Origin of the sequence: Vibrio inusitatus (assembly GCA_024346935.1) — a bacterium.
GTDB lineage: Bacteria > Pseudomonadota > Gammaproteobacteria > Enterobacterales > Vibrionaceae > Vibrio > Vibrio inusitatus.
In genome coordinates this window covers 205570-219827 of the sequence record AP024878.1, presented here as the reverse complement: position 1 = coordinate 219827, position 14258 = coordinate 205570, and the positions used below count along the sequence as shown (strand labels likewise).

The window sequence follows — 14258 nt, the reverse complement described above, 5'->3', positions numbered from 1 at the left end:
TTTGGAAAAATAGCCTAATAGCTGACAATTTATAGCTTTTGGAATGTCGCTCTAAGCCCTTGGGAAAGGGAATGCAGTGACTTCATCAATATGTGTTTTCTTACTGGCCAACATAATGAGTCTATCTATGCCTAAAGCAACCCCTGAGCATTGTGGCAATCCATGGCGTAATGCCTCAATCAAATGATAATCAATAGGTTGCGGGGATAGTCCCATTTGTATCCGCTTCTCATTATCTTGTTCAAAGCGTCGTAGCTGCTCCTCTGCATCATCCAACTCATGAAAGCCGTTAGCCAACTCAATACCCTTAAAGTAAACCTCAAAACGATCGGCTACCCGATGGTCATTCGGATTTATCTTCGCTAATGCCGCTTGCGAGGCAGGGAAATCATATACAAAGGCTGGAGCCTGTTGCCCTATTTTAGGTTCAACACCAATACTAAATAGCAGCTGTAATAGCGTATCTCGGTCTGTTTCAGGCTCAGCAATATCAGACAATCCGAGAACTCCCGCTGCGGCTTTCAGTTGTTCCATACTACCTTGCAGTGGACAAACGTTTAAGACATCAATAAAAGCTTGCTGATAAGTCATGCGCTCAGCTTGATTACATGACAGTACAAGCTGCAATAATTGATCCATCTCATTCATCAAATCATGGTGATCAAACCCTACTCTATACCACTCCAAGAGCGTAAATTCAGGGTTATGATAACGACCGGCTTCTTCGTTCCTAAATGCTTTGGCTATTTGGTAGATACAGCCACTGCCAGAAGCTAACAAGCGCTTCATGTGAAACTCAGGACTGGTCATAAAAAAGAGCTTTCTTCCATCCGCATATCCAGGCCCTATAAATTCCGTTTGAAAGGTATGCAAATGAAAATCGGTCACTGTGGCATGGCTCATTGCGGGAGTATCCACTTCCAATACATTGCGCTCAACAAAAAACTGCCTGATATGAGTGATGAGATCTGCTCTTCTTTTTAAAGAAGATAGGTCTGCTGAAGGCTGCCAATTGAGAGTGCTCATAGAGTTTCCTGTGAAATGAATTGAATAAGTTTTGTAGATTCATATGCTTATTTTGGCATGATAATGATCACACTCCCCGTTCTTTTTAGATCTTTTCACCTGTATCGGCATTAAAAAACTAGGTAAATCAATTTTTTCACAACACGCATCCCATACAATGGTGCGTAGCATTTCTTAAGAAACTTAAAATCACGAGCAGGATAACCTGCCTAACACTCTGGAGGATAACTGTGAAAATATTACACACAGATATCGCGGTCATCGGCGCAGGGGGTGCCGGCCTTCGAACTGCTATCGCAGCAGCTGAAGCAAACCCTGATTTGGAAGTTGCTTTAATTTCCAAGGTTTATCCAATGCGTTCGCACACTGTAGCGGCTGAAGGTGGCTCTGCTGCCGTTGTCAAAGAAGAAGATAGCCTAGACAATCATTTTGACGATACCGTTGGTGGTGGTGACTGGCTTTGCGAACAAGATGTTGTTGAGTTCTTTGTAGAGAATTCAACACGCGAAATGATCCAGATGGAACAATGGGGCTGCCCATGGAGCCGCAAAGAAAATGGCGAAATAAACGTACGCCGTTTTGGTGGTATGAAGGTTGAGCGAACTTGGTTTGCTGCAGATAAAACCGGATTCCACATGCTACATACTCTATTTCAAACCTCTATAAAATACCCACAAATCAAACGCTTCGATGAGTACTTTGTTGTTGATTTACTCGTAGTTGAAGGGGAAATTCAAGGCCTAGTCGCTATTCATATGGCTGAAGGCGAACTCGTCACTATTAAAGCTAAATCTGTTGTGCTCGCAACAGGTGGTGCAGGTCGTGTTTATCACACTAACACTAATGGCGGCATCGTAACGGGTGACGGAATGGCCATGGCATACCGCCATGGTGTACCACTGCGTGATATGGAGTTCGTTCAATATCACCCAACAGGTCTTCCTGGTACAGGCATCCTGATGACCGAAGGTTGTCGTGGTGAAGGTGGCATCATAGTGAATAAAGATGGCTACCGTTACCTGCAAGATTACGGGATGGGCCCAGAGACCCCAGTAGGCCAACCTAAAAACAAATATATGGAGCTTGGACCTCGAGATAAGGTATCTCAAGCATTCTGGCATGAGCAACAAAAAGGCAACACTATTAAGCACCCACTGGGTGATGTGGTACATCTTGATCTTCGCCACCTGGGTGAAGAGTACCTACAAGAGCGCCTGCCATTTATCTGTGAGCTTTCTAAGGCTTACGTCAATGTAGACCCAGCTAAAGAGCCAATCCCTATTCGCCCTACGGTCCACTACACCATGGGTGGTATTGAAACCAACCCTAAATGCGAAACTCGTATCAAAGGTCTATTTGCCGTTGGGGAATGTGCTTCTGTTGGCTTACACGGTGCAAACCGCCTTGGTTCAAACTCACTGGCTGAATTCGTAGTATTTGGCCGTGTAGCGGGTGAAGAAGCTGTTAAGCATGCTAGTGAGTTCCAAGGCTGGGATGATGATGCAATTAAGGCTCAAGTCGAACTTGTCGAAGCGCGCATTCAAGCTTTAATGACTCAAGATGGCGACGAAAACTGGTCCACTATTCGCACCGAAATGGGTCACGCAATGGAATCTGGCTGTGGCATCTACCGTAGTGAAGAGCTCATGCAAGAAACCATCGACAAACTTTCTGAGCTGAAAGAGCGCTATAAGAAAATCAGTATCAAAGACAAAGGCAAAGTATTCAATACTGACCTTTTATATGCCATTGAGGTGGGTTACGGCCTAGAAGTGGCAGAAGCTATGGCTCATTCTGCTTTGTTACGTAAAGAGTCTCGTGGTGCCCACCAGCGCCTTGATGAAGGTTGTACGGAGCGAGACGATGAGAACTTCTTAAAACACTCACTTGCCTACTACACACCACAAAGTGCACCGAGTATTGACTACAGTTCAGTGACCATTACCAAATCGCAACCAAAAGCTCGCCTGTATGGCGCTGCAGCTGAAGAAGCTGCAGCGGCAGAGAAAGCGGCGAACAACGCGGAGGAGCAACAGTAATGCCAGCACGTATTCAAAAAGTAGACATTCTCCGTTACGATCCTGAGAAAGACTCAGAACCGTATTTTCAAACCTTCGAAGTGCCATTTGATGAAACCATGTCAGTGCTTGATGCTCTGGGTTACATCAAAGATCACCTCGATAAAGACCTTGCTTACCGCTGGTCTTGTCGTATGGCAATCTGTGGCTCATGTGGAATCATGGTAAATCAGGTGCCCAAGCTTGCTTGTAAAACCTTCTTACGTGATTACCCTGATGGCTTAAAAATTGAAGCGCTGGCTAACTTCCCAATCGAAAAAGACTTAATTGTCGATATGACGCCATTCATTGAGCGCCTTGAAGCAATCAAGCCTTACATTATTGGTAATGACCGTACGCCAGAAGACGGCACAAACATTCAAACCCCAGAGCAAATGGCTCGCTACAAGCAATTTGCAGCGTGTATCAACTGCGGTCTTTGTTATGCAGCTTGTCCTCAGTTTGGTTTGAACCCTGATTTCTTAGGTCCAGCGGCTCTTACTCTTGCTCATCGCTACAACTTAGATAGCCGTGACAATGGTAAACAAGAGCGTATGGAATTAATCAATGGTGACAACGGCGCCTGGGGCTGTACTTTCGTAGGTTACTGCTCTGAAGTCTGTCCAAAGAGTGTTGATCCTGCAGGTGCAGTAAACCAAGGCAAGATTGAATCTTCAAAAGACTTTGTCATCGCCATGTTGAAGCCGGAGGATGTGTAATGAGTAATCGTAAACCTTATGTTCGCGAGATGAAGCGCACATGGTGGAAAGATCACTCTTTCTACCGTTTCTACATGCTGCGAGAAGCGACAGTTCTGCCTTTGATTCTGTTTACTCTATTCATTACATTTGGATTGGGTGCATTGGTTAAAGGTCCTGACTCTTGGGCTGCGTGGTTAGAATTCATGAGCCACCCAATCGTTATTTTAATCAATATCTTAGCGTTGGCTGGCAGCCTATTTCACGCCCATACTTTCTTCAATATGATGCCGCAGGTTATGCCGATGCGCTTCAAGGGTAAGGCGATAGACAAGAAGACTATCGTACTTGCTCAGTGGGCTGCTGTAGCGTTTATTTCTCTCGTTGTTCTCATCATTGTATAAGGAGTCGAATGTGATTAATCGAAACCCTAAACGTTCAGACGAACCCGTATGGTGGGGATTATTTGGTGCCGGTGGTTCATGGTTTGCCATGATCACCCCAGTAACAGTGTTTGTATTAGGTATCTTAGTGCCACTGGGTATTATTGATGCTGATGCAATGAGCTACGAGCGAGTATCTAGCTTTGTTACGACTATTATTGGCGGTCTATTTGTGATTGGTACTATTGCACTACCTATGTGGCATGCAATGCACCGTCTTCATCACGGAATGCACGACCTCAAGCTACACACGGGTGTTGCTGGCAAAATTGCCGTTTACTTCACCGCGGCCTTCTTAAGTGGTTTAGCTATCGTGTTTGTATTCATGGTTTAAGAAACCATACATAAATAAAAGGCCGCTGTTCTATGAACTAGCGGCCTTTATTTTTATGCTTTGTAATCAGAGATTACTTTACACGTCCAACGTATTCGCCAGAGCGTGTATCACACTTAACTACTTCACCAATTTGGATAAATAGAGGTACACGAACCACAGCACCTGTAGTCAGTGTTGCTGGTTTACCACCAGTACCTTGTGTATCACCTTTTAGACCAGGATCAGTTTCAACTACTTCAAGCTCCACAAAGTTTGGTGGAGTAACTACGATCGGGTTGCCATTCCACAAAGTGATCATACAAGTATTGTTCTCTACCAACCACTTAGCATTCTCACCCACTGCTTTTACGTCAGCAGCGATTTGCTCGAATGTCTCATTGTTCATAAAGTGGTAGAATTCACCGTCCGAATATAGATAATCTAGATCGATATCCAGAACGTCAGCCAGTTCTACGTTTTCACCAGACTTAAATGTCTTTTCTAGAACTTTGCCAGACAGTAGTTTACGAATTTTAACGCGGTTGAAAGCTTGGCCTTTACCAGGCTTAACGTATTCGTTTTCTAGGATAGTGCATGGCTCGTTATCGAGCATGAACTTTAAACCGCCCTTGAATTCATTGGTACTTACAGTAGCCATTTTTTCCTCTTTAGATTCTTAGAGTAAGTTTTAATGCCGCATATAATAACCCAAAAAGCCTTATCTGTTGAACAAAACTGGTTACAACAACTGGCGAATGGGATCTCAGATCCAGCTGAACTACTCTCAATGCTAGAAATTGACCCTCAACATTATGCTGATGGTTTCGCAGCGCGCAAACTTTTTGCCCAGCGAGTGCCTCTAAGCTTTGTAGAGAGAATGGAAAAAGGCAATCCCAATGATCCACTTTTAAAACAAGTTTTACCTGTTGCTGAAGAGTTTGCACAAGTAAATGGGTTTACGACCGATCCACTCGAAGAACAGGAAAATCAGCAGCCAAGCTTGTTGCACAAATACAAGAACCGAGTGTTACTTATTCTAAAAGGAAGTTGTGCCATCAACTGCCGCTACTGTTTTCGTCGTCATTTCCCATACTCGGAAAATAAGGGCTCTAAGTCCATCTGGCAGCAAAATCTTGACTACATCGCTCAACACTCAGAGATCAATGAAGTGATCTTATCTGGTGGCGACCCGTTAATGGCTAAAGACCATGAGTTGCAATGGCTTGTGCAAGAGATAGAGAAAATTGAGCATATACGCACCCTGCGTATTCACTCCCGCTTACCCGTTGTGATTCCCAACAGAGTCACCGATACATTGTGCATAATGCTTAAGAAGACTCGGCTAAACACCGTATTAGTGACTCACATTAATCACCCCAATGAGATCAACACTGAGTTCGCCATTGCTATGTCCAAGTTGAAACAGAGTAATGTCACTTTACTCAATCAAGGAGTAATGCTGAAAGGGGTAAATGATGATGTATCGACATTAAAAAGTTTAAGCGAAACATTATTTGCTGTCGGTATTTTACCTTACTACATGCATGTACTGGACAAGGTGCAGGGTGCAGCGCACTTTTACATTAGCGATGAAAAAGCAAAAGCATTGATAGCGAGCTTAATGAAAGAAGTTTCTGGTTATCTAGTACCATCACTAACCCGTGAAATTGGTGGTAGAGACAGTAAAACCCCTCTTGATCTGAATTTAGAGTGATTGAAAAGCCCTGATGGAGTGATCCATCAGGGCCTTACTATAAATGTATTTATTTAGCGAAATTGATGATTGGGAAACACTTCAAAAAGCCATTGCTCGCACAGTTAATAATACCAATCTGCACACCATCAATCTTCTCGGTCATGTTAAAGAAACCAAGTTGGAAGTTTGAGCTTTCTGAAACACTTGCAAAGGCAACATCGGCAACCGTATGCCCTGTTGCGTAGTTTACTGCTGCCAAGTTTAGACCTTTCACATCATTGGTGATGTTCACAGTACCTGCATTCAAACCGGTTGCACTGCCCTTATTCCAGTTAAATATCCCCAGAGACACACCACTCATTTGTTGGTTTACCTTAGATGCACCAAAGAACAACCCAAAATTTAAGCCTACTGTGGTATCAGTTTCAGACATACCAATTACAGAGAAGTCTACCCCTTTAACCTGCTGCACTTTACCGTGTAATACCGCTAAACGAACTCCGCCTACCGCTGTTGAATCTGGTGCATTAAAGCCATTTAGTGAAGAAAACATTACTGGAGAACTTTCCGCTAGTGCTACTGGAGATGCCACCGCGGCTGCCACTGCTAATACTGATAATAGTTTTTTCATTATAAAATCCATCTCTTATTTTTCCGACTTACACCATGACGTCAAATCGCCAAAAAGTGCCACTCCAATAAGCATAAGACATAGGCGGCAAACAGCAAGCAAACCATAGTTTTTTTGTATGTTTATCATTATGTTAAAAAAAAGCCTCTGCATTTCTGCAGAGGCTCAATAAATATAGAGAGTCAGTTCGCTTTATTTATCTCGAGCGTTTAAGAGCTCAGCATAAGTACCACGGAAGTCGTTGATCTTGCCGTCTTTAATCTCAAGAATACGCGTTGCCAAAGAGTCTACAAATACTCGGTCATGAGAAACGAAGAACAAGGTACCTTTGTAGTTTTCAAGAGCCAAGTTTAATGACTCGATTGACTCCATATCCATATGGTTGGTTGGTTCATCCATAAGTAGAATATTAGGTTTATGCATCATAATCTTACCCAGAAGCATACGACCTTGCTCACCACCAGAAAGCACCTTAACAGACTTCTTAATGTCGTCTTGCCCAAACAGCATACGACCAAGGAAGCTACGTACTACCTGTTCATCGTCGCCTTCTTGACGCCACTGCGCCATCCAATCAAATACTTTAAGGTCTTCCTCAAAGTCATGAGCATGATCTTGTGCATAGTAACCAATGTTGGCGTTTTCAGACCATTTATACTCACCTGAACGTGGGGCGATTGCACCCGCTAGAGTATTCAATAGTGTGGTTTTACCCACGCCGTTCTCACCGATAATTGCAACGCGCTCACCGACTTCAAAAATAGCGTTAAAGTTGTTATACAAGTCTTCATCAAAACCTTGAGTCAGGTTTTCTAGAACCAAAGCATTACGGAATAGCTCTTTAGATTGTTCAAAACGAATGAATGGGCTTTGACGACTAGAGGCTTTCACTTCATCCAATTCAATCTTGTCGATTTGCTTCGCTCGAGAGGTCGCCTGCTTTGCTTTAGATGCGTTAGCAGAGAAACGAGAAACGAAGGTTTGAAGCTCAGCGATTTGTGCTTTCTTCTTTGCGTTATCAGACAACAGACGCTCACGTGCTTGCGTTGCCGCCGTCATATACTCATCATAATTTCCAGGATATAGACGCATTTCACCGTAATCTAAATCCGCCATATGAGTACATACGGAGTTTAAGAAGTGACGATCGTGCGAGATGATGATCATAGTGCAGTTACGCTGATTTAGCGTCTCTTCCAGCCAACGGATGGTGTCCATATCCAAGTTGTTGGTAGGCTCATCAAGAAGCATGATATGCGGGTCAGCGAAAAGTACTTGAGCAAGAAGCACACGCAGTTTCCAACCTGGAGCAACTTCGCTCATCAGACCAAAGTGTTGCTCTTCAGGGATACCTACAGCAAGCAATAATTCGCCCGCTTTAGCTTCTGCCATGTAACCGTCCATTTCCGCGAACTCAACCTCTAGGTCAGCCACTTTCATGCCATCTTCTTCACTCATTTCAGCCATTGAGTAGATGCGGTCACGCTCTTGTTTTACTGCCCACAGTTCTTTGTAACCCATGATCACTGTATCGATTACAGTAAATTCTTCATAAGCAAACTGGTCCTGATTTAGCTTTGCTACACGCTCGTTCGGATCGTAACTCACGTTACCACCAGAAGGCTCAAGCTCACCGCTTAAGATCTTCATGAACGTGGACTTACCACAACCATTTGCTCCGATCAGACCGTAGCGATTACCTTCGCCAAATTTAACCGAGATATTTTCAAATAGTGGCTTAGCACCAAATTGTTGAGTGATATTAGCTGTGGAAATCAAAGCAGGCCCTTATGCATTAAATATTTAACCGCGCAAAGGTACTCGTTTGCGGGAAAAATAGCCAGTAAAGTTTGACTCAGTGCACACATTTATCGGCTTTAATGACTAGCTAATGACCAAACGATGACCTTCTGGCTGAGGTTCAAAATCAATAAAGTGTTCAATGGCATCTAGCGCATCTTCTGCATAATGAGTCACATACAATAGTTGGCTCAAATTCGTTTTAGCGATTCGATTCAACACAAACAAAACCAGCTTTCGGTTAATGTAGTCTAGACCTTGATAGGGCTCATCGAGCACTAATAATGCAGGCTGTTTTATCAAAGCTCGACCGATCAACAACAAGCGCTGCTGCCCATAATCGAGACTCTTAAAGCCTATTTTTTCAAACTCACTCATCTCAAACACTTTAAGCCACTGCTGGGCTACTTGTATCTGCTTTTTGCTGGGCTGCTCATACAGACCAATGCTGTCAAAGAAGCCTGAAAGCAAAACATCAAGAGAGCTGCAATTCACTCGATACTGCAAATGCAATGCTGACGAGACAATACCGATCTGTTTCTTTATGTCCCAAATACTCTCGCCCGAACCTCGCTTCATCCCCAATACGGTAATGTCATTGCTATAGCATTGAGGGTGGTCTCCCATGATCAATCCCAGTAAGGTGCTTTTTCCGCATCCATTGGGCCCACGTATTTGCCAGTGCTGCCCCACCTTAGCCTGCCAAGTGAAGTCTTTGAAGATCAAGCCATCAAGGTACTCTACTTTAACGTCTTTCATGTCCACTAATGGGTCAGGTAATGACTGCTGTTGATGATATGACTCCATCAGTTCATACACCCCACCACTCTTTTGCAATGAGAGTTTCTTTATATGTTGTTTTATCGGATGGTTATGCCATTCGTCCAAAGTCATCGTTTGAGTTAGGGATTGATGATCAAATAAAGCAACATGGGTAATGCAGGTAGGTAACTCATCTTCTCGAGAAGTAATCACAATCAATTGCATTTGCTTGGCACATTCATTGAGTAATTGACTCAATGCGAGCCGATGCTCGATATCTAAACCAGAATAGGGTTCATCTAATATTAGAAGCTGTGGCTTTGTCACTAATGCTCTTGCAAGCATCACTCGTCTGGTTTCACCCGTAGACAGTTGACGAAACTGACGTTGACGCAGTGACCCTAAATCTGTTTTCTGTACAACCTCTTCAAGTTCAGCCTCCGTACACCCCACCTCCAGAACAAGTTGTTCTACTGCAGTTCCGTAATCGATGCAGTCTTGAAAGTCGGTTTCATCCTTGGCTATCTCTTCTTCAAGTAGGCGTTGCTGTTGCAACAAAGATACGCAGGCAATGCGCTGGGGAACATTGGTAATGCTTCCTGAGGTAGGCTGCAATTCGCTACTGAGCAATTGCACAATCAAGGCTGAACACTGACTTTGTGAGGAGAATATTCCCCAGTGCTGCCCTTGCTCTATTTGCCAGTCTGATACAGATAGTTCAGCTATTCCCTGTTTATATTTCAGTTTATCTATATGCATCATTTCTTCCCTAACTGCCTGAATAAAAACAGTGTGCAAGAAAAACCAGCGTGTGCCTAGATATAAAAAAAGCGTCACTTAAAAAAGTGACGCTCTACTGCAAAAGTCATTACTTAGTATTATAGCTGACTAATCAGTACCTTCTTCTGCAAGAAGTCGAACACGACTTGATAGGTAGCGGTTGCTTCTGGAGCAAACGCGATATTGCCCCCTACATCAAAGATTGGCAAAGAGTCTACATCAGCAGATACATCGGCAAATCCATGCTCGCACTGACCCCAGTCACCGCAAGTAAGCTTAAATTGGTAAGCCTCACCCGCCGCTAGTTCTCCTGTGGTGAACAGCACTAGACCATCTTGCTCACCAAAGGTCATTTTACGTTCATCCGAATGATCCCAGTCACCAGAGATTGAACCAGGGATATACCACTCTCTATCCGCATAAGACTCAACAAGTCTGGCATCAAGAACAATAGGATTAGACGTATCATTCGCATCTAGCGCAAATTCATACATGCCAATCTCAGTGAAATTAGATAGACAGTCTTGACCTTCACAGCCCATCGCACTGTTCCAATCTCCCAGAGTGAACTTGTATCCTGTATCTGCACTTAGACCCAGTTTTACACTGTATACACCGCCTGTCGCATAAGGCGCTTCAATACCAGCAGGATCCCAAACCGCCTCTCCAAAGGCACCTGCAATGTAAACCGTTGATGCTCCAAATGGAGGTAGGTCCTGATCTTTCTCTGCTACCGGTAAGCCTGTACCTTGCGCACCATACTGAGGTTGCACAAACACAGCGGTTGTCAGTGCTGGTACAGAGAAGGTACCCGCTGAGAAAGAGGCATCTCGCACTATGTAGTCAGCAGAATTAGCCTGAACTTCATGCAATTGGAAGCCCGCAGCACCCTCTATTTCAAAGCTTTGGTCTTCTGCTGTCGCGTTGATCATGACAACAACTGCATCACGGTTTGGATCAAGGTCTTTACCTGCATAAAATCCATCATCAATAGACATAACGATGAGGCCTTGTGTTTGCCCTTCACCTACATTGCGGAAGTCGACACGCTTCATGACTTCTTGCTTTGAGTTAAGACGGAACAAGTCACTTGAACTACGAATCTTCAACAACTCAAGGAATTGCTGTTTTGCCAATTCAATATCTTGGGTATTCGGTTCGTTGGTCGTATCAGCTATAATCTCAGAAATTAATGCCCAATTAGCACCATCTTTGTCTTCACGAGGCAGACCCACGTTCCAGTTGTTATCGGAGCCATCAAACTTCACTCGATTAAACCAATCACCTGAATCATAAGAGTCTCGCTGCATTGACTTGGAGCGCAACAGTTCAGAGCCCATGTGGATAAATGGGATACCTTGCCCCATCATCACAGTAGAAATACCGACTGTTTGCATGCGAGCACGCTCATCAGAGTTGATGTTCGTTGCGGTTTTATAAGCATTGTTGTCCCAGAAGGTTTGGTTATCATGCTTAGAAACGTACGATATATTCTCTGAAGGGTACTCAGTATAGCCTGCAGGTGCGCCGTTGTAGTCAATACCTTTACCGTTCTTAGTCGTACCAGTGTAATCAACCATGACATAGTCAGCTAAGTTACCTGCCATTCCTAAACGCACAAGATCTTGATTGTGAAGCAAGCTGTTGGCTTCTTCTTCGCTCATGTCGCGACGTTCATTTGGGTAAGCTGCATTAGCGAAGCCTTGGTTTTTACGCAGACCTGTACCATCACCATCAAATGGACTACCACCACGTACCGCATCACGCAGACGATCAGAGAAGGTACCAATTTGTGTACCCGCCATGTTCAATTGCGTTGCTTGAGTAAAGCGAGCGTTATTTGATACTTCACCAAAGTCCCAGCCTTCACCGTAGAATAAGATATCAGAGCGAACCTTACGTACTTCTTCTAGCGCCTCAACCATAAGCTCTTTTGGCTGATGTCCCATCAAATCGAAACGGAAGCCATCAACGTTATAGTCTTCAGCCCATGTAACTAATGAATCGATCATTAGCTTACCCATCATGCGGTTTTCAGTCGCCGTATTATCACAACAGGTAGAGGTTTCTACACCACCGGTGTTTACATTTAGGCGGTGATAATATCCAGGGACAATCTTATCTAGAACTGACTTTTCGTTCGTTCCAGAGGCATTAGTGTGGTTGTAGACCACATCCATAATCAGCTTAAGATCCATCTCGTGAGTCGCTTTCACCATCTCACGGAACTCAACGATTCTGGCTGTACCTTCAGCATTGGTTGCGTAGCTACCTTCAGGCACTGTGTAGTGATATGGGTCATAGCCCCAGTTAAAGCTGTCTAAGTCACGCAGGTCATTCATTAATAGCTGTGCTTGTCCCGTTGTCGGGTCATAGCTATTCAGGACACTCTCTAGAGTTTGAGAAGAGTCCTCGGTACCACATACCACCGCGCTAGGTCTTACTGTACAAAGCTCTCCCACTGTATCGTTAATATCTATGGTTTCAGCTTCATTAACCGTAGCAATATCAAAGGCAGGTAAGATATGTAAAGTGGTTAAGCCTGCTGCTTGCAGCTCTTTCAGATGACTTACCGACTCACGCTCTTCTTCCGTAAGAGCTAGGTATTTGCCATTGAGTTTGTGATTGCCTAGCGTATCGCTAAAGCTAAAGTCTCTTAAATGTGATTCATATAGGACATGGTATTCATCCAAGTACTGACCATCTTCGCCAACAGGTGTTTCTGGTCTTTCGTAGTTATCCCAGCCTTTAGGCTTCAGTTTTTTATCATTCTTAAGGTCGACGACCTGCGAGTATGCTGAATTAGTAGAAACACTTAACGAGTATGGGTCAGTCACCATTACTGTTTCTATTTGCTTGGTTGTTGGATGGTAAACCGTCACCTCGTAGCGATAGTACTTACCAACAACACCATTGACTCTTTCTGACTCCCAAACACCAGTTTCTGAATTCTCAACCAACTGAATACGCTTGGTCTGCTTTTTCACTGTATTGTAGATATGCAGAGTGACATTTTGCGCTGTCGGAGCCCAAAGCTTGAATTCAGTTCTTGAACCATTAACGATTGCGCCCAATTCTTCAGAAATGGCATTACCCGTATCTTCATTAACAAACACATCATCCAATACGCCCGCTTTTTGCACTTCAGTTGCGGCCATCACCTTGTCTTGAACATCATAAGCGACCAGTACAATTTGGCTCTTAAGAGTGCGTGCTAAATCTTCATCCGTAACATCAATCTCAGTTGCCGTCATACCACTTAAATGAGGGAAGCGTTGTTGTAACTCCGCATCTAAACCACCGGTAATAGCTAACTCAATAGCCTGTCCTCCAGTGATCTCGTTGTTCTCCTCATCTAGCTTGATATCATTAGTAGGAGAAAATCTCAGCTCGACACGAGCAGCGCTTGCGGCGTCCTCCCAAGCAATCGTCTCTTTATCTAACCAATGTGCTTTTTGACCGTCAATCGCAATTGGGCGTTCAGCAGTAGGCTCATAGTAAAGTTGGCTAGAACCGTGGAAGCCAAAAATACTGCGGCTATCATCAAGCTGTTTCAGTTGAGCCTTGTGATTTGCACTACCAAAGGCTTTTTCATCGCCCTTGTGCAAAATGAAGTTCATGCACTCATGAGGGTCACTCGCATTCATGTCGACTTTAAAAATGTAGTAAGCACCATAAGTTTGGTTAAAGCCGTCTGCTAGATAAGGGGCATCCCAACTGGTACCTGCTGAGTTGATGCCCATTGCCTCTAAATCAGTGCTAGTACAGCCTTCGCCATTCCATAGGTGCATGCCCCAGTCTTGGTACTCACCCTCATCACTAGTTCCTCGGTTGTAATAAACGACAACCTCGTCTTCTGATGGCACGTACAAGTCAGAGGCATAAGCGACGTTAGTTTGCGTATGCCCCATCAAAAGAATTGACGTCACTAGCATCGGCATCGTTGCCTTAGCGAGTGTATTTATTTTGAACTCCATAATCCCTTCCACTAGTTAATAAAAACATTAAACCGAAGACGAATCCTTACTACTGTTCGTCAATTGGTCGAG

At 44.0% G+C, this 14258-nt stretch carries 11 protein-coding genes; 5 read left to right on the top strand and 6 right to left on the bottom strand.

The genetic code is table 11. The annotated features are described in order from the left end of the window. Positions 1-51 precede the first annotated feature (51 nt). Positions 52-1026, bottom strand: a complete 975-nt coding sequence (gene epmA, locus OCU48_RS01030; RefSeq protein ID WP_141346483.1) for an elongation factor P--(R)-beta-lysine ligase — start codon at positions 1024-1026, stop codon at positions 52-54. Between the two features lie 230 nt (positions 1027-1256). Here epmA and frdA point away from each other — a divergent pair, with 230 nt between their 5' ends. From frdA to frdD, 4 genes are read left to right on the top strand one after another with little or no spacing between them, the layout of a single operon-like run. Next, complete coding sequence (gene frdA, locus OCU48_RS01025) at positions 1257-3065, top strand: fumarate reductase (quinol) flavoprotein subunit (protein WP_141346484.1); 1809 nt, start codon at positions 1257-1259, stop codon at positions 3063-3065. Beyond that, the gene (locus OCU48_RS01020) at positions 3065-3802 is read left to right on the top strand and encodes a succinate dehydrogenase/fumarate reductase iron-sulfur subunit (protein ID WP_141346485.1); all 738 of its coding nucleotides are present in this window, start codon (positions 3065-3067) and stop codon (positions 3800-3802) included. Before frdA ends, OCU48_RS01020 begins: the two co-directional genes overlap by 1 nt. Next, positions 3802-4185 (top strand): fumarate reductase subunit FrdC, encoded by a 384-nt coding sequence (frdC, locus tag OCU48_RS01015; protein ID WP_141346486.1) that lies wholly within the window; start codon positions 3802-3804, stop codon positions 4183-4185. Before OCU48_RS01020 ends, frdC begins: the two co-directional genes overlap by 1 nt. A 10-nt stretch (positions 4186-4195) precedes the next feature. Beyond that, positions 4196-4558, top strand: a complete 363-nt coding sequence (gene frdD / locus OCU48_RS01010) for a fumarate reductase subunit FrdD (RefSeq protein ID WP_141346487.1) — start codon at positions 4196-4198, stop codon at positions 4556-4558. 73 nt (positions 4559-4631) lie between these two features. On the opposite strand, the gene efp is transcribed toward frdD, so the two are convergent. After that, positions 4632-5198 (bottom strand): elongation factor P, encoded by a 567-nt coding sequence (gene efp / locus OCU48_RS01005; RefSeq protein ID WP_065598467.1) that lies wholly within the window; start codon positions 5196-5198, stop codon positions 4632-4634. Positions 5199-5231: 33 nt separating this feature from the next. On the opposite strand from efp, the gene epmB reads away from it, so the two are divergent. Then, positions 5232-6254 carry an EF-P beta-lysylation protein EpmB gene (gene epmB, locus OCU48_RS01000; RefSeq protein ID WP_141346488.1) on the top strand — a complete coding sequence of 341 codons (1023 nt, stop codon included), beginning with the start codon at positions 5232-5234 and terminating at the stop codon, positions 6252-6254. Positions 6255-6303: 49 nt separating this feature from the next. On the opposite strand, the gene OCU48_RS00995 is transcribed toward epmB, so the two are convergent. The 4 genes from OCU48_RS00995 to pulA form a co-directional block, all read right to left on the bottom strand. Then, on the bottom strand, positions 6304-6867 hold the full coding sequence (locus OCU48_RS00995) for a VC2662 family protein (protein ID WP_141346489.1): 564 nt from the start codon (positions 6865-6867) through the stop codon (positions 6304-6306). A 192-nt stretch (positions 6868-7059) separates the two neighbouring features. Continuing rightward, positions 7060-8646: an ABC-F family ATPase gene (locus OCU48_RS00990; RefSeq protein ID WP_141346490.1), complete on the bottom strand. Its 1587-nt coding sequence runs from the start codon at positions 8644-8646 to the stop codon at positions 7060-7062. A 105-nt stretch (positions 8647-8751) separates the two neighbouring features. Continuing rightward, a complete protein-coding gene (locus OCU48_RS00985) occupies positions 8752-10188 on the bottom strand; it encodes an ATP-binding cassette domain-containing protein (protein WP_141346491.1) in 1437 nt (478 codons plus the stop codon). A 119-nt stretch (positions 10189-10307) separates the two neighbouring features. Further along, the gene (gene pulA, locus OCU48_RS00980; protein ID WP_141346492.1) at positions 10308-14186 is read right to left on the bottom strand and encodes a pullulanase-type alpha-1,6-glucosidase; all 3879 of its coding nucleotides are present in this window, start codon (positions 14184-14186) and stop codon (positions 10308-10310) included. Positions 14187-14258: the final 72 nt, after the last annotated feature.